The following is a 19771-nucleotide window of genomic DNA, read 5'->3' as shown; positions in this document are numbered from 1 at the left end:
CCCGGATGCCGACCGCCCCTGCCCGCCCGTACGACCGATGCGACAGAGCCTGACGGCGCGCTGCCCGAACGCCGCTGCGGGTGGCGGGACATGGGGGGGGCGGCGCCGCGGCGGACCCCGCGCCCCGGTCGGCCGTAGCCGCGATTTCCCCCAGGGCAGAACGCCGATCCCTTCCCCTCACGCCCCGCGCTCCTAGGCTGGGAAGGTGAGCGAACAAGCGCCGAACGAAGCCCGCGTCATTGCCCTGCGCCCACCGGCCGGCCGTCGAACGCCGACCCGTCCGGCGGCCCATCCGTCGGCCGCGCGCCCGGGAACGACTCGCCCCCCGTCCGAACGCCCGGGCGCCGCCCCGCCGGAGGCCCCTGCCCCCAAGGAACCCCTCTGGCGCGACCTCGTCGGCGACGTCCTGCGCCGCGAGCGCCTCGCCCAGGAGCGCACGCTCAAGGACGTGGCCGACGCCGCCCGGATCTCCATGCCGTATCTCTCGGAGGTGGAGCGCGGCCGCAAGGAGGCCTCCTCGGAGGTCCTCGCGGCCGCGGCCCACGCCCTGGGGCTCGGCCTCGGCGACCTGCTGTCGCTGGCGCAGGGCGAGCTGGTCCGGCTCGCCGGCCGCAGCGTCCCGGGCAGCGGCCGCGGCAGGGCCGGCACGCCGTACGACGGGCTGTGCCTGGCGGCCTGAGGAGGCGCCGGCGCCTCAGACCCCAACGAGGCGCCGGCTCACCACCTCGTCGGCCAGCCCGTACGCCACCGCCTCCGGTGCGGTGAACACCTTGTCGCGGTCCATGTCCGCGCGCAGCGTCGCGATGTCGTGGTGGGTGTGCCGGGCCAGCACCTCCTCGACCTGCGAGCGGATCCGGACCATCTCCTTGGCCTGGACAGCGAGGTCGGAGATCATGCCACGGCTGCCGCCCGAGGCGGGCTGACCGAGCAGCACGCGCGCGTGCTCCAGCACGAACCGCCGCCCCGGATCCCCTCCGGCCAGCAGCACGGCGGCCGTCGATGCCGCCTGCCCCACACAGAACGTCGAGATCGGCGCCTGCACGTACGTCATGGTGTCGTAGATCGCCATGAGTGAAGTGAACGAGCCGCCGGGGGAGTTGATGTAGATCGCGATCTCGTTCTCCGGCGCCGCCGACTCCAGATGGAGCAGCTGGGCGATCACGACGTTGGCGACGCCGTCGTCGATCTCAGTGCCGAGGAAGATGATCCGCTCCGACAGCAGCCGGCTGAACACGTCGGAGGAGCGCTCACCGTGCGCGGTCCGCTCGACGACGTACGGAATCGTGTAGTTCCCCATGTCACAGCCCCATCCGTCGCTTCGAGGCGGCCGGGCGGACGTCCACGAGGGACTGGACGACCTGGTCCACCATGCCGTACTCCCTGGCCTCCTCGGCCGTGAACCAGCGGTCGCGGTCACCGTCCCGGGCGATGGTCTCCGGGGTCTGGCCGGTGTTCTCGGCGATGAGCCGCTCCATGGTCCGCTTGCTGTGCTCCAGGTTCTCCGCCTGGATCTCGATGTCGGCGGCAGTGCCCCCGATGCCCGCCGACCCCTGGTGCATCATGATCCGCGCGTTCGGCAGGGCGTACCGCTTGCCCGGCGTGCCGCCGCAGAGCAGGAACTGGCCCATGCTGGCCGCGAAGCCGATGGCGAGCGTCGAGACGTCGTTGGGGATGAGGCGCATCGTGTCGTAGATCGCGAGCCCCGCGTACACGGACCCGCCCGGGCTGTTGATGTACAGGCTGATGTCGGTGCGCGGGTCCTCCGCCGACAGCAGGAGCAACTGCGCGCAGACCCGGTTGGCGGAGGCCTCGGTGACCTCGGTGCCGAGGAACACGATGCGCTGGCCCAGCAGTTGGGCGGCGAGATGGTCGTCGAACCGCGTCGGCGGGGTGTCGCCCTCCTCGGCCCGGGGCGCGAGCATGGCAAGGGGCGTCATCTGGTCTCCTCGTGGTGGTCGGGATGCCGTCGACCCCACTGTCGACCGCGGACGACGCCGGTGGCGGATTTGTCTGCCCGTGGCAGATCAGCCGACGGCAGAGCCCTCGCGCAACTGCCGGAAGAACGCCCGGACGTCGTCCACCAGCAGGTCCGGCTCCTCCATCGCCGCGAAGTGCCCGCCCCGGTCGAACTCCGTCCACCGCACCAGGTTCTCGGTGCGCTCGGCCTTGTGCCGCAGTGGGAGCTGCGGTTCGGCGGGGAACAGGGCGAGCGCGGTCGGGGCGGTGGACGGCTCGGCGGGCTTCGCGACCCGGCCGCGCGGATGCGCCCGCTCGTAGTAGATGCGCGCGGACGAACCGGCGGTGCCGGTCAGCCAGTACAGCATCACGTTGGTGAGCATCCGGTCCCGGTCGACGGCCTCCTCCGGCAGTTCCCCGGAGTCCGTCCACTCCCGGAACTTCTCGACGATCCAGGCGAGTTGCCCCACGGGTGAGTCGGTGAGCCCGTACGCCAGGGTCTGCGGCCGGGTGGCCTGCTGGTGGTAGTAGCCGATGCCGTCGCGCGAGAAGGCGGCCCACCGGCGCCATGAGGTGAGTGCCCGCTCCTGTTCGTCGGGGGGCAGCTCGGCCAGCTCCTGCGGCGTCGGCTCGCTGGTCGCCTGCGCGCCCGGCAGCAGATTGACGTGGACGCCGAGCACCCGCCCGGGATGCGACCTGCCCAGCTCCCGGGTGATCGCCGCGCCCCAGTCGCCGCCCTGCGCGCCGAACCGCTCATAGCCGAGCCGGCGCATCAGCTCGGCCCACGCGTCGGCGACCCGGCCCGCCTCCCAGCCGGGCTCGGTCGTCGGCCCGGACAGCCCGAACCCCGGGATGCTCGGGACGACGACATGGAAGGCGTCCGCCGGATCGCCCCCGTGCGCCGCCGGGTCGGCGAGCGGCCCCACGACGTCCAGGAACTCCACGATCGACCCCGGCCAGCCGTGTGTGATGATCAGCGGGGTGGCATCGGGCTCGGGCGAGCGGACATGTGCGAAGTGGACGTTCGCCCCGTCGATCGTGGTCGTGAACTGCGGCCACTCGTTGAGCCGGGCCTCGGCCGCCCGCCAGTCGTAGCCGTGCCGCCAGTGCCGTACGAGGTCGCGCAGATAGCCGATCGGCACCCCGTGGGCCCATCCCGCGCCCGGGATCGCGTCGGGCCAGCGGGTGCGGTCGAGCCGGTCGTGGAGATCGTCGAGGGCGCTCTGCGGAATGTCGATGCGATACGGGCGGATGCTGTCCGTGGACGATGACGTCATGCCGGGATGCTAGTTCGCCTCGTTGTACCGGCCACGCGGATTTCCCGCCGTTGCGAGCGATGACTTTCGCGGCGCGGGCCGGTCGACACAGATGACAGCGGATCCAGGCTCCAGGAGGAAGTCATGGCAAGCGACGGTTTCACCACGTGTCTGTGGTTCGACGGCCAGGCGGAGGAGGCCGCCCACTTCTATGTGTCCGTCTTCAAGAACTCCAGCGTCGGCAAGGTCGCGCGCTACCCGGAGGGGGCGCCCCAGCCCGCCGGCAGCGTGATGACCGTCGAGTTCACGGCCAACGGCCAGAAGTTCCTCGGGCTCAACGGCGGGCCCCAGTTCAAGTTCACCGAGGCGACCTCCTTCATGATCTTCTGCGAGAACCAGGAGGAGATCGACTACTACTGGGCCAAGCTCACCGAGAACGGCGGCGAGCCCGGCCCGTGCGGCTGGCTCAAGGACCGGTACGGGGTGTCCTGGCAGGTCGTCCCGGACCGGCTGGACGCGATGATCACCGACCCGGACCCGGCGAAGGCGGCCCGGGTGACCAAGGCGTTCATGGCGATGGGCAAGTTCGACATCGCCGCCCTGGACAAGGCCTACGCGGGCGAGTGAGCCCGGCCCTACGGGTTCTCGCGGATCACCTGAGTGATCGCTTGGGCGATCCGCAGAATCCCGGGGGAGCGGACCGGGCATGGCTTGGGCGTCGAGGTGGTCGGCGCCAGACAGAAGTGCAGATAGTCGTCGTCGCGGTGCAGGGCCGTCCGGTCGCGGCCCGGCTGGGTGCAGTACTCGGAGTGCGCCTGCTCGTACGCCGTGCACGGCAGGTACTGGACCCAGGAGTAGCGGGCCCCGGCCGCGCTCACCGCCTTGCCGGCGTCGGCGACCAGATCGCCCGAGGCCGCGGCCTGCTTCTCGTAGAGGGCGTTGACCCGCCGGACCCGGTCGGGCGTGATCGGGTCCGGCCCCTGCAGCACCCAGACGATCCGTGCCTCCCCGGCCGCCGAGATCTGGTCGGTGAGCCGCTTCATGTCCGCCGCGTACCGCTCGAAGTACCTTCCCGGAGAGGCGTCGTGGGTGATCCCGGCCATGCACGGCGTGTAATCCCACGCGTTCCCCCAGAACTGCAGCACCACGAAGTCCGGCCGTTCCCTGCGCACCAGCACGGCCGCCTTGTCCGCGTCCGGGACCAGGGACCGCTTGCCCGTGCCCTCCAGGTAGTCGCACAGGGTCGTGCCCGAGTACGGGGCGCTCTTGTACGTCGCCCGCAGCTCGCGGCGCAGTTCCTGGCCGATGACCCGCTGCGCCTCCATCGCGAGGGAGTCGCCGAGATACAGCACGGAGGGCGCCTTCACGGGCGTGGGGCTCGGTGAGGCCGGCGCCCGCTGCTGCGTGGTGACCGACGCCCTCGGCACCTTGGGCGGGGGCGCGTCCTGCGGCTCCGACGCCGGGTCCCCGCACGCGCCGAGCAGCACGGCGGCCAGCAGCACCCCCACGATCCACGGTCTGCGCATACGGCGACTCCCGCCCCGGACACCGAAAACGGCTCCCAGGCAAGCACGACCGGCCCCAAGGGGGAAGACACGCGTCGGCCACGGAATGGGCCGTGGCCGACGCGAGCCCGACGGTCGCTCAGACGCGGTCCGCCGCGATCAGCAGATACTGGAAGCTGCCGTTGCGGTAGGCGTTGAGGAAGGTGTCCTCGATACCCGTCACCAGGTGATCGGCCTCGCGGCGCAGTTCCCAGTAGGGGATGGTCGCCGCGGTCAGATCCTGCACATGGACCGGGACCAGCCGGTTGCGGGCCATGGCGCGGAAGTACGCCGAGCGTGGATGGATGTCGCAGATGTAGTGGGCGTTGATGAGGGACACCTCGCGGGAGGCGCGCCCATAGGTGTCGTTGTAGCAGCCGGTGATCACCACATAGCGGCCGCCGCGGCGCAGCAGCCGGGCGTGCTCGGCGAACAGCAGGTCCAGCTCGACGTACATGGTGGACTCGTTGTTCCAGGAGGCCGCGTACGCCCCGGTCGGGAGCCCGGTGTCCAGCATGTTGCGGTGGTGGTAGCGCACCCGGTCGTCGATGCCCCGGTCGCGGGCCTGCGCGTTGGCGAACTCGGCCTGCTTGTCGGAGATGGTGACGCCGTCGGCGTGGCAGCCGTAGCGCAGATGCGCCACCACGCTGCCGCCGCCGCGCCCGCAGCCGGCGTCGAAGACGCGGTCGGCGGGGGAGAGCGGGCCGAGACGGTCGGCGAGGAGTTCGGCCTGGGCGTGCTCCAGCCGGTGCAGTTCGGCGGTGATCCGCTCCCGGCGCAGGGCGGGATCGGGTTCGTCGAGCACCGAGCGGTCGGCGTCCCCGATGCCGTAGTGGTGGTGGTACAGGTCGTCGAGCTTTCCGAGTTCGAGGTTGACCGGGTTCTCCTCGGCGTTCCAGTAGTCCGCGACGCGGGTCTGGTACGTGGACTGGGTCGGCACCGATTTCGCCTTGGGGTCGGCTTCGGGGGCGATGGTCAACGGTGACTCCTCGGGTTGGTGCGTGTGACGTTCTGTCATTCGCTCGCGCTTTACCAGTAGTCGGGCAGGTAGTAGCGGTGGGTGTTGGTGGCGTGCCACTCGTGGTTGCCGGCCACCCAGTCGGACAGGCCCCGGGCGTAGCGCTCGACGAGCGGTGAGGTGGCGGCGAGCAGGGCCGACTCCTCCTCGAACGCCTCCATGATCCGGTTGTGGATCTCGACCGCCTTCAGGTAGGCGGCCTTGAGGCCGCAGCGCTCGTTGGCCGCGATGACCTGCGGCAGATTCAGATGGGTGGGGTCGCTGGCCAGTTCCTTGGTGAAGGAGTACAGGTCGTTGACGATCGTGGTGGCGTTGCAGGCGAGGGCGGTGATCCGCTGGATCTCGGGTCGGGCGTACAGCGCCTCGGGCAGTTCGTAGCCGTCGATGGCGTCGACGATCGACAGGCAGGGACGGAAGTTGTTGAACTGCCGCATCACCAGGTACTCCCACACGTGCGGGACGTACCGCGTCTCGCTCCAGGCGGCCTCGGCGAGATAGCCCAGGTGCAGCCGGGCGAGATCGTGCACCAGCCGGTCGGTCTGGCTGGGCGTGGCGACGGCGGCGTAGTCCTTCAGCGCCCAGTGGTACGAGCGCAGCGGACCGTCCCGCTGCACACCGTGCGCCCACTGCTCCTGGAACTCCGGGGTGCCGTGGTACGGGTCCAGCGCCGACTGGGCCAGGATCAGCCGCCCGCCGAGACCGCTGCGCGAGGCCCCCCTGCCCTCGTCCTCCTCGCAGTAGCAGCTGTCCACGATGTTCTCGGCGAGCAGCAGCTCCCCGGCCGCCGTCAGGCGCTCCAGGTCGGCCCCGGCCGGGTGCTGGAGCACCACCGCCCGGCCGAACTGGAACCCCGAGAAGTCCCCCGACCAGGACCGCGGGAACAGATCGAGGCGGCGGGCCCAGGCCTCCAGTCTGCGGTCGACCTCCGCGACCTTCTCCGGGTCGGCGGGGGCGACCTGCCGGTACTTGAGCCCGGGGATCGCACCGCCGCGCCGGGCCCGGATGGTGCGGGCGAGGTTCGGCGGTCCGGGCAGGGCCGGCGAGGAGGGGGCCGTGCTCATCGGATGCTCCACACGATCACTCAGGGGTCCGGCCGATCTGGGCGTTCTCGAGGATCCCGACCGCGTCCGGGACGAGGATCGCCAGCGAGTAGTAGGCGGTGACGAGGTAGCGGATGATCGAGTTGGCGTCGATGCCCATGAACCGCACGTTCAGACCGGGCTGGAACTCGTCCGGAATCCCCGTCTGGAACAGTCCGACGGCCCCCTGGTCGCCCTCGCCGGTGCGCAGCGCGATGATGCTGGAGGTGTGCTGCGGGCTGATCGGGATCTTGTTGCACGGGAAGATCGGGACACCGCGCCAGGCCGGGATCTCGTGCCCGTCGACGCTCGCCGTGCCGGGCACCAGGCCGCGCCGGTTGCACTGCCGGAAGAAGGCCGCGATCGCCTTCGGATGGGCGATGAACAGCTTGGTCTTGCGGCGCATCGACAGCAGCTCGTCCATGTCGTCCGGTGTCGGCGGACCGGTGAAGGTGCTGATGCGCTGCCCGTAGTCGGCGCTGTGCAGCAGTCCGAACTCCCGGTTGTTGACCAGCTCCCACTCCTGGCGCTCGCGGATCTCCTCGACGGTCAGCCTCAGTTGCTGCTCGGTCTGGTTCATCGGGTTGTTGTAGAGGTCGGCGACCCTGGTGTGCACGCGCAGCACGGTCTGGGTGAGGGACAACTCGTACTCGCGCGGGGCGAGTTCGTAGTCGACGAAGCCGCCGTTGATGGTCGGCTCCCCGCTGTGCCCGGCCTGTACCGGGACGTCCGCCTCGCCCTTGCGGTTCATGGGCAGCCGCTGCCGTTCGGCGTAGGCCGCCAGGTGCGCGGCGAGGGACGGCACCCGTTCGGTGAACTCCCGCACCACGGTCCAGGGCAGCACCAGCAGCACGCCCGAGGTCTCGGCGCGCACCGAGCTCAGCCACAGCGGGTCGGTCTGGCCGATGGCCTCGTCGCCGATCTGGTCGCCGTCGGTGACGATGCCGAGGATCTCCTCCTCGCCGTACTTGCCCTCGGTGAAGCGGGTGAACCGGCCGTGCACGACGAGGTAGGCCTCATGGACCGGCTGCCCGGCCTCGACGAGCACCTGGCCGGCGCGCACCTCGCGCACCCGGAACCGGGTCGCGACCTCCTTGAGCACGTCGAGGTCGGAGTAGCCGCGCAGGACCGGCAGTTCGGTGAGCGTCTGGGGGATGACCTTGATGTCGTCGGCGCCGTTCTGCTCGAACTGCACCCGGCCGCGGCCCACGCGCAGTTGCAGACGCCGGTTGACGCGGTAGGTGCCGCCCTTGACGTCCACCCACGGAAGCATCTTCAGCAGCCATCGCGAGGAGATGGCCTGCATCTGCGGTTCGGACTTGGTGGTCGTGGTGAGCTGGCGCGCGGCCTGGGTGCTCAGACTGGTGAGTGGTCCGTCGGCGGCGGGGGCGGGGTCGTCGGCGGCGGGTCCGGTGGCACTCTCGGGTACGGACACTGTCCCTCCCTGGAGGGGTGAGCAGGGGTGAGCGGAGTGGTCGATGACGACGGCAGCCTCTGGGCGCGATGACGGCGGCCCTGGGCCCTGTCGCCACATTCCCGCCTGCCCGGCGGCGTCTGGCACGCACGCTCGCACGCACCAGACGCCGCCGGGCCCGCCCTTCGGGCGGACGACGGGAATGTGACGACAGGACCCAGTGGCACGGATGGGCCGAACGCGCCGCACGGACAAGCCAAACAGCGCAGGTGGCCTGCCCGGTACGGCGTGAAGGGGGCGGCTTCACCACGTGAGTGGCGCAAACCCTCCTCCGAAGCGGAGGGCGCACGGGCACGTCCTTTCACGCCGGTGGTGATCGTCCGGACGGGCGGGCGTACGGCGCGCGACCACCCGACTCACGCGTCCCGGCCGGCGCCGGGGGCGCACGCGGCTCAGGACAGGTCGTTCACCAGCACGGCCGCACCGTCGAACCGCCCCGCCGCGAGATCCCGCAGCGCCTCGTCCGCCCGCGACAGCGGATAGCTGTGTGTCGTGGCGTGTACGGAGTGCTCGGCGACCAGCGCCAGGAACTCACGGCCGTCCTCGCGGGTGTTGGAGGTGACGCTGCGCAGCTGCTTCTCGTAGAACAGCTCGCTCTCGTAGCGCAGGCCCGGGACGTCGCTGAGGTGGATGCCGGCGATCGCCAGCGTCCCGCCCCGGTCCAGGGCCCGCAGCGCGCCCGGCACCAGCTCACCGGCGGGCGCGAACAGGATCGCGCTGTCCAGCGGCTCCGGCGGCATCTCGTACGGGCCGCGCGCCGAGGCCGCCCCGAGATCGAGCGCCAGCTTGCGGGCGTCCGCCCCGCGCGTGAGGACGTGCACGGTGGCACCCTCGGCCATCGCCACCTGCGCGCACAGATGAGCGCTGCCCCCGAAGCCGTACAGTCCCAGCCGTCCGCCCGGCGGCAGTGCCGAGCGGCGCAGCGCGCGATGGCCGATGATCCCGGCACACAGCAGCGGCGCGAGCGACACGTCGTCCAGGCCGCCGGGCAGCCGGTAGGCGAACGCGGCCGGCACGGTCGTGTACTCGGCGTATCCGCCGTCGGCGTCCCAGCCGGTGTAGGACGAGGCCGGGCACAGGTTCTCCGACCCCCGCGCGCAATAGCGGCACGTCCCGTCGGTCCGCCGCAGCCAGGCCACCCCCACCCGTTCCCCGACCGCGAAGCCGCCCACCGCCGCCCCGAACCCCACGACCTCCCCGACGACCTCGTGCCCGGGCGTCACCCCGGGCCGGCGCACCGGCAGATCGCCCTCGGCGACATGCAGATCCGTACGGCACACCCCGCACGCCCGCACCCGCACCAGCAGCTCGTCGTCCCCGGGCACCGGCACCGGCTTCTCGACCAGCCGCAGCGGCCCCGCCCCGACCGGCCCCGGCTCGATCACCGACCACGCGCGCATCGTCCCGTCCGCCATACCGAGCCCCGTCCGTCGACCGGCCGCCGTCTCCCCCAGTCTGGAACGGAACCAGGTATTCGGCGCGCGCCCCGACCGGCCGGTGGCTAGCGTATGAATCCGGACAACTCACCGATCCGGGAGAGGGCCGCAGCCATGGCCGTGAAACCTGAGGGAACCCCGATCTGGGCCGACGCGATGTTCAGCGACATCGAGGGGGCCAAGAACTTCTACGGCGACGTCCTGGGCTGGACGTTCGGCGAGGAGTCGACGGATTACGGCAACTACACCCAGGCCTACGCGAACGGCAAGGCGGCCGCCGCGGTCGTCCCGCCCATGCCGGGCCAGGAGGGGCAGTCGCAGTGGTGCCTCTACTTCGCGTCCGCCGACGTGGGCGCCACCGGCGCCAAGATCCGTGAGAACGGCGGCGAGATCCTGATGGAGCCGATGGCGGTCGGCGAGGTCGGCAGCATGTGCCTGGCCCGCGAGCCCAGCGGCGCGATCTTCGGCCTCTGGCAGCCCGGTACCCACGAGGGCTTCGAGGCGCCGATGGACCAGCCCGGCGCGTACTGCTGGGGCGAGGTCTTCACCCGCGAGCGGGAGAAGCCGGACGCCTTCTTCCCGGCCGTCTTCGGGTACGGCGCCAAGCAGATGGAGGACGACGAGGTCGACTTCCGGATCTACTCCCTCGGCGACGACATGGTCCTCGGCCGGATGCAGATGACGGAGGAGTTCCCGCCCGAGGTCCCCTCCTACATCAACGTCTACTTCACGGTCGCCAACTGCGACGACGCGGTCGCCCGGGCCACCAAGCAGGGCGCCATTCTGCGCTTCGGGCCGATGAGCTCGCCGTTCGGCCGGTTCGCGGCGCTCACCGACCCGCAGGGCGCGAACTTCTCGGTGATCGACGTCACGACGACGGAAGGGGACATGCCGAAGACGACGGACGTCCCCTGATCGCGGGAGACCTGCGACCGGACGGCCCGCCGGCCCATGGCATGATCGGCGCATGCGTGAACGTGTTGTGGCCGCGTGCGACGGGGCTTCGAAGGGAAACCCCGGGCCGGCGGGCTGGGCCTGGGTCGTCGCCGACGAGACCGAGGCCCCGGCCCGCTGGGAGTCGGGGCCGCTGGGCAGGGCCACCAACAACGTCGCGGAACTCACCGCGCTGGAACGCCTGCTCACCGCGACCGACCCGGGCGTACCGCTGGAGATCCGCATGGACTCGCAGTACGCCATGAAGGCCGTCACCACCTGGCTGCCGGGCTGGAAGCGCAACGGCTGGAAGACGGCCGCCGGCAAGCCCGTCGCCAACCAGGACCTGGTGGTACGCATCGACGAGCTGCTCGACGGCCGCACGGTCGAGTTCCGCTACGTCCCCGCCCACCAGGTCGACGGCGACCGGCTCAACGACTTCGCCGACCGCGCCGCCAGCCAGGCCGCCACCGTGCAGGAGCCGGCGGGCAGCGAGCTCGGCTCACCGGAGCCGCCGCCGTCCCCGGACACCCCGAAGACCAAGGCGCCGCGTCGCAGGGCGGCGGCGTCCCGGCAGAACGGCAGCTCCGCGCGCACCATCAAGGCCAAGTTCCCCGGCCGCTGCGGGTGCGGCCGCGGCTATGCGGCGGGCGAGCAGATCGCGAAGAACGCCCAGGGCTGGGGCCACCCGGAGTGCCGTACCGCGCAGGCATGACGACGAGCCCCACGGGGCTCAGGCCGCGTCGAAGGTGTAGTGCGCGGTGTGGTCGAGCAGATCGGCGGGACGCACGTCGTTCCACGGCTTCATCGTGTCGTTGAGGTCCACCACGTTCGGTGTCCCGGCCACCGGCACATACCCGCTGCCGGGGTGGAGCCGCTGCCACTGCGCCCAAAGCTTGTCGACGTAGGCGTGGTGCAGCCAGAACACCGGGTCGTTGGGCGACATGCCGGTCGCCATGTGCCCGCCGACCCACACATGGACCCGGTTGTGCAGGTTGACGCCGCGCCAGCCCTCGAGGTGGTTGCGGAAGCCGTCCGACGCGCTGTTCCAGGGCGCCGTGTCGTACGTCGGCATGGCGAGCACGGACTCCACCTCGGCCCGGGTCGGCAGCTCCCGTACGGCGGTGCCGAGCGAGCGGCGCAGAAACGTACGGCCGTCGACGCGCACATTGATCGACCAGTTGCTGGCCGACGCCGCGAACGGCCCGTCCATCACCCGCCCGTCGCGGCTGCGCCCGGTGCCGCCCAGGAAGTCGGGCGCCCACAGCGACGACCGTATCGAGCGATCGGTGCTCCAGTCCCAGTAGGGCAGCGCGACCGAGGAGTCCACCTCCTGCAGGGCGCGCTCGAAGTCGAGCAGGAATCTGCGATGCCAGGGCAGGAAACTAGGTGAACGGTGGCCGGTGCGCTCACCGTCGTCGGTGTCGCCGACGATGAAGGCGTTGTGCGTGGTGACGAACGTGTCGTAGCGGCCGCTGCGCTTCAACTCCACGACGGCGGCGACGAAGCGGCGCTTCTCGTCGGCGGTCAGGGCGGCCTGGTTCTTGCGGACGGTCATGGTCGAGCGTGCTCCAGAGTGCGGGTACGGAGAGTCAGTTGGCGGGGAAGGGCAGAAGTGCGGCGCCCTGGAGCTCGTCCACGGCGGCACGGGCGGCGGCGCGCGGGGTGGGCACCGGGTCGTAGTGGCTGACGACGCTGATCCAGCTGCCGTCGGCGTTGCGCATCACATGCAGCTCCACCCCGTCGACGGACACGGCGTAGCCGCCTCCGTGATGCTGATGAGCGCCGCCCGAGACCGGCCGGCCCTGTATCCGGCGGCCCTTGTAGACCTCGTCGAAGGACGCCGGGGTGTGACGGCCGTGCTCCGTGGCGGACACGGTGGGGGCGACGGCCGGCTGGACACCGGCCATGGTGGCGAGGGCGGCCGCGGCGGTCAGGGCACGGCGACGGCTGAGTTCCGGCATGCGGACCTCCTGGGTTCGTTCGGTGATTCGTTCGGTTGCGAACCCCGCATACCTATCGGGCCGGACGAGCACGGGAGAAATCGGTCGGGAGCGGGTGGCCTCGATCCGGACAAGTTGCTAAATGTCGTACAGTGTTGAACGAGGATGATCTTGTCGCGGCCGGCGTCCGCGCAGCCGCGGAACGGCGAATTCCTTCTCCCGGGAAGCGGGTTTCCGGTGATCCTTCGCGGGTGGGCGTGACGTCGGGAGATGTGCCCCACCTACGGAAACTGGCGCGATCCGGAATGCCCTGCGCGGTGTTCCCGCCCTGCTACCCTGCGGACCCGAAATGACCGAATCGGGTATTTTCCAGGGGTGTGTGTGAAGGTCGCCTGCGTCGGCGGCGGGCCCGCCGGCCTGTATCTCTCGATCCTGCTCAAGCTGCGGAACCCGTCCCACGACATCACCGTCCACGAACGCGATCCGGAGGGCTCCACCTACGGCTGGGGCGTCACCTACTGGCGCGGACTGCTCGACAGACTTCACGCGCACGACCCCGAGTCGGCCCGGGCCGTCGAGGCGAACTCGGTCCGCTGGAGCGAAGGAGTGGCCCACGTACGGGACCTGACGACCCGCCGGCCCGGCGACGAGGGCCACGGCATCGGCCGCCACCGCCTGCTGGAGATCCTCGCCGAGCGCGCCCGCTCGCTGGGCGTACGCCTGGAGTTCGAGCACGGGATCACCCCGGACGACCTGCCCGACGCCGACCTGATCGTGGCGGCCGACGGCGTTCACAGCGCCCTGCGCACCCGCCACGCCGACCACTTCGGCACGGCGATCGGCACCGGCCGCAACCGCTACCTCTGGCTCGGCACGAGCAAGGTCTTCGAAGCCTTCACCTTCGCCTTCGTCGAGACCGGCCACGGCTGGATCTGGTGCTACGGCTACGGCTTCGGACCCGAGTCGAGCACCTGCGTCGTCGAATGTGCCCCCGAGACCTGGACCGGCCTCGGCCTGGACACCGCGAACGAGGCCGACGGACTGGCCCTGTTGGAGAAGCTCTTCGCCGACATCCTCGACGGCCACCCCCTCATCGGCCGCCCCTCGGCTCAATGGCTGACCTTCCGCACCCTCACCAACCGCACCTGGCACCGCGGCAACCTCGTCCTGATCGGCGACGCCGCCCACACCACCCACTACTCCGTCGGCGCCGGCACGACCCTCGCCCTGGAGGACGCCATCGCCCTGGCGGGAGCACTGCACGAGCAGCCCGCCCTGCCGCAGGCCCTCGACCGCTACGAACGGCAGCGCAGACGGGCCCTGTTGTCCGTCCAGAGCGCGGCCCGCCTCAGCGCCCGCTGGTACGAGAACCTGCCCCGCTACATCGACCTGCCCCCGCAGCAGATGTTCGCCCTCCTCGGCCAGCGCCACTCGCCCCTGCTGCCCCATGTGCCGCCCCGGCTCTACTACCGGCTCGACCGGGCGGCCGGCCGGCTGGAGACGACGCGCCGCCTCAAGCGCCGGCTGGGCCCGAAGCTCGCCCGCACCATGCAGGCGAGGGCGTCCCGCCCCTGAACGGCGAAGGGACGTGCCTCACCGGAACAACCGGTCGAGGAAGCCGTTGCCGAACACCCGGTGCGGATCGAGCCGGTCCAGCACACCGCGGGCCTGCCCCCACGTGTCCTCCCCGAAGCCGCCGGGCACCGCATGGCCCAGCACCTCGCCGTCGCTCCAGGCGGCCTCCCTCGTATAGGCCCAGCCCTTCGACCACTCGACCCTGGTCATGGCGTACTCGCCGTCGAAGGTACGCAGCAGGAACCGCTCGATCTGGCTCGAGAACTCCTCCGCGTACGGCGTCCCGGGCAGCGTCAGGATGTTCAGCCACACGGCGGTGTCCCACTCGGGGCGGTCGTCGCGCGGCCGGAGCGCCGACAGCAGCGGGGCCCGCGCCCCCGTGTGCCCGACGTCCCCCGGATCGTCGAGGCCCGTCACCCGGATCTCCACCGACCCGTTGACCGGGAACCGGCCCCGGTCGGCGTAGGCCGTGAGCCGCTCCCGGTAGAAGGCGGCGAACTCGGCGACGACGCGCTGCACCTGGTCCCGGCCGGTGTGCACCGCGTAGCCGTTCGTGGCGATCCGCAGCGTCGTCGGCCGCAGATACAGCAGCGTGTTCTTGGACGGCCCCCAGATGTCCGCCGACAGCGTGGCCGTCAGCCCGAGCACGGCCGCGTCGTACTGAGCGTTGCCCAGCACCGGAGCCAGATACCAGGCCCCGTCCGACACGACGCGCTCGACCAGCTCCGCGACCGGGGGCGGGACGCTGTCGGAGAACGGGTAGTTGTACGGCGTCCGCACCTGCCGTGAGGTCAGTGGCCGGGTCGGGGAGACGCTCCACACCTTCAGCCACGGGCACTCGGTGAAGGCGAACCAGATCGCCTCGGCCCGCCCTGCTCGGTCCAGAAAGCTCGCGAAGGTGCGGCCGTCGGAGCCGGGCGCGGCGAACAGCTCGTCGGCCGGGATGTCCATGCGGCTGACGCACCGCAGGTTGGTGTTAGCGCCCACGCGCAGCACGACCTCGGTGACGAAGGCGCGGCCGAGGTGGGTGAGCAGCGCGGCGCAGTCCGCCTCGGCACGGTCGTAGGTCCGCGGCACATACGCGCCGCTGTCCTCGTCCCAGACGACGGCCGTCAGCGACAGCACGAGATTGCTCAGCGAGCCGTATGTGTGACCGGGCGGCCGCCGCTCGCCCAGCGCGGGTACGGCGGTGCCGTGGGCGTCGATCGCCAGGGCGCCGCCCAGGGTGAGGTTGCCGGGCGCGGGCGTGGCGGTGACGCCCAGACCGTGTTCCTCCAGGTAGGTGAGCAGGGCCTCCAGGGTGACGCCCGGGCCGGCCCGCACCGCGGTCGGCGACTCCAGGGACAGGCCGGTGAGATGTGAGGCCGTGTCGACGAGGAGGACCGGCGCGTCCGACGGTGTGCCCGGCGTGATCGTCAGCGGTGACCAGCCGTGCGAGGAACCTCGGGCGCGCACCCTCCAGCCGTGCCGCCACGCCCAGTTGACGACGTCGGCCACCTGATCCGGGCCGGCCGGTGCGCAGGCCCACAGCCCGTCGGCGGTGATCTCGCCGACCCAGTTGCGATACGCCGAGCGGTACAGCGCCACGTCCGCCGGGAAGTCCGGCAACTCCCGCGCGGCGACGGCCGGATCCGCCGGGGCCAGGGTCGGTACGGCGGCCAGGGCCGCGGTGCGGAGCAAGCCCCTGCGGGTGAACTTGTCGATCACAGGCCCAAGCTAGGGACCCGGCCGACGGTAACCGCTTGCTCGCCGAACGGATTCACTCTTGTGGGTGACGAATTCACAGGGGGCCCGGGCGGCGGGCCCCCTCCGCCCCCGCCGGCGGCGAATGACACACTGACGCCATGGACGAGCGTGTAATCGGTAGGTCGGGTCAGCGGGCATCCGTCGTCGGTCTCGGTACGTGGCAGCTGGGCGCCGACTGGGGAGACGTGGACGACAAGGAAGCCCTTTCGGTACTGGACGCGGCGGTGGAGTCGGGGGTCACCTTCTTCGACACGGCCGACGTGTACGGCGACGGGCGCAGTGAGCAGACCATCGCCGGCTTCCTGCGGGGCAGGCCCGAGCTGGACATCTTCGTGGCGACCAAGATGGGCCGCCGTGTCGACCAGATCCCCGAGAACTACGTTCTCGACAACTTCCGCGCCTGGAACGACCGTTCACGGCGCAACCTCGGCGTGGACCGCCTCGACCTGGTCCAACTGCACTGCCCGCCGACGCCGGTCTACTCCACGGACGAGGTGTTCGACGCCCTGGACACCCTGGTCGAGGAGGAGCGCATCGCGCAGTACGGCGTCAGCGTCGAGACCTGCGCCGAGGCGCTGACCGCGATCGCCCGGCCGGGCGTGGCCAGCGTGCAGATCATCCTCAACCCGTTCCGCATGAAGCCCCTCCTCGAGGTGCTGCCCGCGGCCGAGGAGGCGGGCGTCGGCATCATCGCCCGCGTCCCGCTGGCCTCCGGCCTGCTGTCGGGCAAGTACACCAAGGACACCGTCTTCCCGGCCAACGACCACCGCACCTACAACCGGCACGGCGAGTCCTTCGACCAGGGCGAGACCTTCTCCGGCGTCGACTACGACTCCGGCGTGGAGGCGGCCGTCGAGTTCGCCGCCCTCGCCCCGGAGGGCTTCACACCGGCCCAGCTCGCGCTGCGCTGGATCATCCAGCAGCCCGGCGTGACCACCGTGATCCCGGGCGCCCGCTCGCCCGAGCAGGCCCGCGCCAACGCGGCCGCCGCGGCGCTGCCGGAGCTGTCCGAGCACACGCTCACCGCGATCCGGGACCTGTACGACCGGCGGATCAAGGAGCAGGTCGAAGGCCGCTGGTAGACGCGTACCGCGCCGCGAGCGGTGGCCACGCCGCTCACCGACCCCGCCGTTTGAGTGTTCCGCGGCGGGGTTACCTGTACCGGCATGACCGCACAGGGACGACGGACGGGCCGCGACGAGAGCGAGGAGGAGCGGGCCGACCGCATGTGGGGCGAACTCCTCCAGGAGGTCCGGGTGACCCAGATGGGCGTCCAGATCCTGTTCGGCTTCCTGCTCACCGTCGTGTTCACGGCGAAGTACGACAGGCTCACCGACACGGACCAGACCATCTACATCGTGACGGTGGTGCTGGGCGCCGCCGCCACCGGCGCGCTGATCGGCCCCGTGTCGCTGCACCGTCTGGTGGCCGGGCGGCGCATCAAGCCGCAGGCGGTGGAATGGGCCTCCAAGATGACCTTCGTCGGCCTGTTCCTGCTGCTCGGCACCATGTCGGGCTCGCTGCTGCTGATCCTGCGGGTCGCCACCCACGACTGGTTCGTGCCCCTGCTGGTGGCGGGCGTCGTCGTCTGGTACGTGCTGTGGTGGTTCCTGCTGCCGCTGTGGGCGCGTCACCGCGCCGAGGAGTGAGCGGCGGCGTCCTGACCGGGTGAGCGCGGCAGGCTCGCTTCGCCGGTGCCTGCCTGCGCGCCGCGCAGCGCCGTGATGCACGTGGAGATGGCCTGCTGGAGCTCCTCCAGCTGCTGGACCATGTCGTCCTCCACGAACTCCTGAACGTCGTCGAAGGTCAGTTCCTCGAAGACCTTCGTCGCCCGCTGCAGGCTGTTGTAGAACTTCGTGCGCCGCTCCCGCACCCGCAGTTCGGGGTCCGCCTCCACGGTCTCGGCGACGAGGGACTTCATGGTGTCGTAGGCCTCGCCGGCCCACTCGCCGGTGTCCTCGTCCTCGTCGAGCTCGTCGATCAGCGACAGATGCCGTTCGGCCTCCTGGCGCACGTCCACGGGCGCGTCGACGGTCTGCCCGGCCGGGGTCCTGATCTGGCCGGACTCGGCGATCTGCCGGACGTAGCCGATCCGGTCGGCCGCCCGGTTCTCCGTGGCGACGGCCTTCTTCAGGTCGTCGGTGCGTACGACGTCCCGCGCCAGCTCGGCCTGGAGATCGGGGTCCTCCCGGACACGGTCGAGGAGCGCCTGGCGGGCCGCGCGGGCCGTGGAGGGGTCGGCGAGGATCGCGGCGCGCAGCGCGGTGGGGTTCTCGGCGACCTCCAGGGCCTTCGTCGGGCGGATGCCCTCGGCCTCGGCCGCCTCGGCGATGGCGGTGCCCCGCTCGGAGGTGGCGCCGTTGCGGGAGACGTAGTAGCCGAGCCACACGTCGGCGTCCGGCAGCTCCACCTCCTGGCCCGGCGCGAGCGCCTCGAAGTGCGGGACGAGACCGTCGTCGGCGGCCCGGTCCCAGGCCTTGTAGTAGCGCATGACGCGCTCGGGGGAGCACCCGGCGAGTTCGGCGAACTCCTTCGCGGACACCTTCGGCGTCTCGTCCGCGCTCTGGCCGCCGGGGCGTACGCTGCGCGCCACCATCAGGCCGAAGGCCCACCCCCCGGTCCGCGCGTAGACCCCGAACTCTCGCGCGTCACGGGCGACGAGGTCGGACAGGGGCACGGGGGACGTCTCGGACGGGACGATCGCCAGGCTCACGGATGACTCTCCTGTACAGGCTGTTCGGACGGCAAAAGTGCCGACCGGCAGCCTAGGGCACCCGCGTACGGGGCTCTCGCCGTCCCCGGGGCACCGGGGTGCGGGTGCGTCAGTCGAGGGCCTCCCGCAGCGCGGGCAGCAGCGTCTTCTCCGCCCAGTCGAGATACGGCAACTGCGCCTCGCCCCCGATCTGTACCAGGGCGATCTCGGTGAACCCCGCCTCGGCGTAGGGGCGGACGGCCTTGACGAAGGCGTCGGGGTCGTCGCCGCACGGGATCGAGTCGGCCACGTCGTCCCGGGTGACGAACCGGGTCGCCGACGCGAAGGAGTCCGGGTGCGGCAGCTCCGAGTTGACCTTCCAGCCACCGCCGAACCAGCGGAACTGGGCGTGGGCGCGCTCGATCGCGGCGTCCGGGTCGGCGTCGTGGCACACCGGGACCTGCCCCACCCGGGGCTTGCCCGCGCCGCCGTGCCGGTCGAAGGCCTCCAGCAGGTCCGCCTTCGGTTCCGTGGCGATCACCAGGTCGCCCAGCCGGCCCGCGAGCGCACAGGACTGCTCCCCGGAGACGGCGATGCCGATGGGCGGCGGCTCGTCCGGCAGGTCCCACAGTCGGGCCGACTCCACGTCGAAGTGCGGGCCGCGATGGTTCACATCGCCGCCCCCGAAGAGCGCCCGGATGATCTCCACCGCCTCCTCCAGCATCTCGTGCCGCACATCCACCGACGGCCAACCGCCGCCCACGACATGCTCGTTGAGGTTCTCGCCCGAGCCGAGCCCCAGCCGGAACCGGCCCCCGGACAGCGACTGCATCGTGGCCGCCTTCTGCGCCACCACCGCCGGGTGGTAGCGGACCGTCGGACACGTCACGTACGTCATCAGCGGAATCCGCGACGTGGCCTGGGCGGCCGCCCCCAGCACACTCCAGGCGTACGGCGAGTGACCCTGCGAACGCAGCCACGGAAAGTAGTGGTCCGAGGTCACGGAGAAGTCGAAGCCCGCCGCCTCGGCGCGGACCAGGTGGTCCACCAGCTCACGAGGGCCAGCCTGCTCGGTCATCATCGTGTATCCGATCTTCACCATGGGGCCCGAGTCCCCGG

Annotated in this window: 20 protein-coding genes; 7 read left to right on the top strand and 13 right to left on the bottom strand. The window is 71.3% G+C overall.

The window, feature by feature from the left end; all coding sequences use genetic code 11:
* The first annotated feature begins 205 nt into the window (after nucleotides 1-205).
* On the top strand, nucleotides 206-679 hold the full coding sequence (locus tag IM697_RS45755; RefSeq protein WP_194038491.1) for a helix-turn-helix domain-containing protein: 474 nt from the start codon (nucleotides 206-208) through the stop codon (nucleotides 677-679).
* 15 nt (nucleotides 680-694) lie between these two features.
* Here IM697_RS45755 and IM697_RS25820 read toward each other — a convergent pair whose 3' ends face one another.
* The 3 genes from IM697_RS25820 to IM697_RS25810 form a co-directional block, all read right to left on the bottom strand.
* Nucleotides 695-1297, bottom strand: a complete 603-nt coding sequence (locus tag IM697_RS25820) for a ClpP family protease (protein ID WP_194038490.1) — start codon at nucleotides 1295-1297, stop codon at nucleotides 695-697.
* A gap of 1 nt (nucleotide 1298) precedes the next feature.
* Nucleotides 1299-1937, bottom strand: coding sequence for a ClpP family protease (locus IM697_RS25815; protein ID WP_194038489.1), 639 nt, complete (start codon nucleotides 1935-1937; stop codon nucleotides 1299-1301).
* An 87-nt stretch (nucleotides 1938-2024) separates the two neighbouring features.
* A complete protein-coding gene (locus IM697_RS25810) occupies nucleotides 2025-3233 on the bottom strand; it encodes an epoxide hydrolase family protein (protein ID WP_194038488.1) in 1209 nt (402 codons plus the stop codon).
* A gap of 123 nt (nucleotides 3234-3356) precedes the next feature.
* Between IM697_RS25810 and IM697_RS25805 the strand changes: the two genes are divergently transcribed.
* A complete protein-coding gene (locus IM697_RS25805) occupies nucleotides 3357-3839 on the top strand; it encodes a VOC family protein (protein WP_194038487.1) in 483 nt (160 codons plus the stop codon).
* Between the two features lie 8 nt (nucleotides 3840-3847).
* On the opposite strand, the gene IM697_RS25800 is transcribed toward IM697_RS25805, so the two are convergent.
* The 5 genes from IM697_RS25800 to IM697_RS25780 form a co-directional block, all read right to left on the bottom strand.
* The gene (locus IM697_RS25800) at nucleotides 3848-4738 is read right to left on the bottom strand and encodes an SGNH/GDSL hydrolase family protein (protein ID WP_194038486.1); all 891 of its coding nucleotides are present in this window, start codon (nucleotides 4736-4738) and stop codon (nucleotides 3848-3850) included.
* A gap of 118 nt (nucleotides 4739-4856) precedes the next feature.
* Nucleotides 4857-5735, bottom strand: a complete 879-nt coding sequence (locus IM697_RS25795) for a geranyl diphosphate 2-C-methyltransferase (RefSeq protein WP_194038485.1) — start codon at nucleotides 5733-5735, stop codon at nucleotides 4857-4859.
* A 50-nt stretch (nucleotides 5736-5785) separates the two neighbouring features.
* Entirely contained in the window at nucleotides 5786-6835 is a 1050-nt protein-coding gene (locus tag IM697_RS25790) for a family 2 encapsulin nanocompartment cargo protein terpene cyclase (protein ID WP_194038484.1), read from the bottom strand.
* Between the two features lie 16 nt (nucleotides 6836-6851).
* On the bottom strand, nucleotides 6852-8288 hold the full coding sequence (locus IM697_RS25785; RefSeq protein WP_194038483.1) for a family 2B encapsulin nanocompartment shell protein: 1437 nt from the start codon (nucleotides 8286-8288) through the stop codon (nucleotides 6852-6854).
* Nucleotides 8289-8719: 431 nt separating this feature from the next.
* On the bottom strand, nucleotides 8720-9727 hold the full coding sequence (locus IM697_RS25780) for a zinc-binding alcohol dehydrogenase family protein (RefSeq protein WP_194049866.1): 1008 nt from the start codon (nucleotides 9725-9727) through the stop codon (nucleotides 8720-8722).
* A gap of 150 nt (nucleotides 9728-9877) precedes the next feature.
* On the opposite strand from IM697_RS25780, the gene IM697_RS25775 reads away from it, so the two are divergent.
* Nucleotides 9878-10678: a VOC family protein gene (locus tag IM697_RS25775; RefSeq protein WP_194038482.1), complete on the top strand. Its 801-nt coding sequence runs from the start codon at nucleotides 9878-9880 to the stop codon at nucleotides 10676-10678.
* A 52-nt stretch (nucleotides 10679-10730) separates the two neighbouring features.
* The gene (locus IM697_RS25770; protein ID WP_194038481.1) at nucleotides 10731-11411 is read left to right on the top strand and encodes a ribonuclease H family protein; all 681 of its coding nucleotides are present in this window, start codon (nucleotides 10731-10733) and stop codon (nucleotides 11409-11411) included.
* Nucleotides 11412-11429: 18 nt separating this feature from the next.
* Here the strand turns inward: IM697_RS25770 and melC2 are convergent, their stop codons facing one another.
* Together melC2 and melC1 are read right to left on the bottom strand one after the other, a co-directional pair.
* Nucleotides 11430-12254, bottom strand: a complete 825-nt coding sequence (gene melC2, locus IM697_RS25765) for a tyrosinase MelC2 (RefSeq protein WP_194038480.1) — start codon at nucleotides 12252-12254, stop codon at nucleotides 11430-11432.
* A gap of 34 nt (nucleotides 12255-12288) precedes the next feature.
* Nucleotides 12289-12660, bottom strand: a complete 372-nt coding sequence (melC1, locus tag IM697_RS25760) for an apotyrosinase chaperone MelC1 (RefSeq protein ID WP_194038479.1) — start codon at nucleotides 12658-12660, stop codon at nucleotides 12289-12291.
* A 354-nt stretch (nucleotides 12661-13014) separates the two neighbouring features.
* Between melC1 and IM697_RS25755 the strand changes: the two genes are divergently transcribed.
* Nucleotides 13015-14214: an FAD-dependent monooxygenase gene (locus tag IM697_RS25755; protein ID WP_194038478.1), complete on the top strand. Its 1200-nt coding sequence runs from the start codon at nucleotides 13015-13017 to the stop codon at nucleotides 14212-14214.
* A gap of 18 nt (nucleotides 14215-14232) precedes the next feature.
* On the opposite strand, the gene IM697_RS25750 is transcribed toward IM697_RS25755, so the two are convergent.
* Complete coding sequence (locus IM697_RS25750; protein WP_194038477.1) at nucleotides 14233-15921, bottom strand: cholesterol oxidase substrate-binding domain-containing protein; 1689 nt, start codon at nucleotides 15919-15921, stop codon at nucleotides 14233-14235.
* A gap of 137 nt (nucleotides 15922-16058) precedes the next feature.
* Between IM697_RS25750 and IM697_RS25745 the strand changes: the two genes are divergently transcribed.
* Nucleotides 16059-17042: an aldo/keto reductase gene (locus tag IM697_RS25745; RefSeq protein ID WP_194038476.1), complete on the top strand. Its 984-nt coding sequence runs from the start codon at nucleotides 16059-16061 to the stop codon at nucleotides 17040-17042.
* Between the two features lie 84 nt (nucleotides 17043-17126).
* The gene (locus IM697_RS25740; RefSeq protein WP_194038475.1) at nucleotides 17127-17609 is read left to right on the top strand and encodes a DUF6328 family protein; all 483 of its coding nucleotides are present in this window, start codon (nucleotides 17127-17129) and stop codon (nucleotides 17607-17609) included.
* Here the strand turns inward: IM697_RS25740 and IM697_RS25735 are convergent.
* Nucleotides 17591-18673 carry a hypothetical protein gene (locus IM697_RS25735; protein WP_194038474.1) on the bottom strand — a complete coding sequence of 361 codons (1083 nt, stop codon included), beginning with the start codon at nucleotides 18671-18673 and terminating at the stop codon, nucleotides 17591-17593. The genes IM697_RS25740 and IM697_RS25735 overlap by 19 nt on opposite strands.
* A 109-nt stretch (nucleotides 18674-18782) precedes the next feature.
* Entirely contained in the window at nucleotides 18783-19754 is a 972-nt protein-coding gene (locus IM697_RS25730) for an LLM class F420-dependent oxidoreductase (protein ID WP_194038473.1), read from the bottom strand.
* Nucleotides 19755-19771 lie beyond the last annotated feature (17 nt).

The organism is Streptomyces ferrugineus (genome assembly GCF_015160855.1).
GTDB classification, from domain to species: Bacteria; Actinomycetota; Actinomycetes; order Streptomycetales; family Streptomycetaceae; genus Streptomyces; species Streptomyces ferrugineus.
The sequence above is the reverse complement of the archived record's forward strand: the minus strand, read 5'-3'. Positions and strand labels throughout refer to the sequence as shown.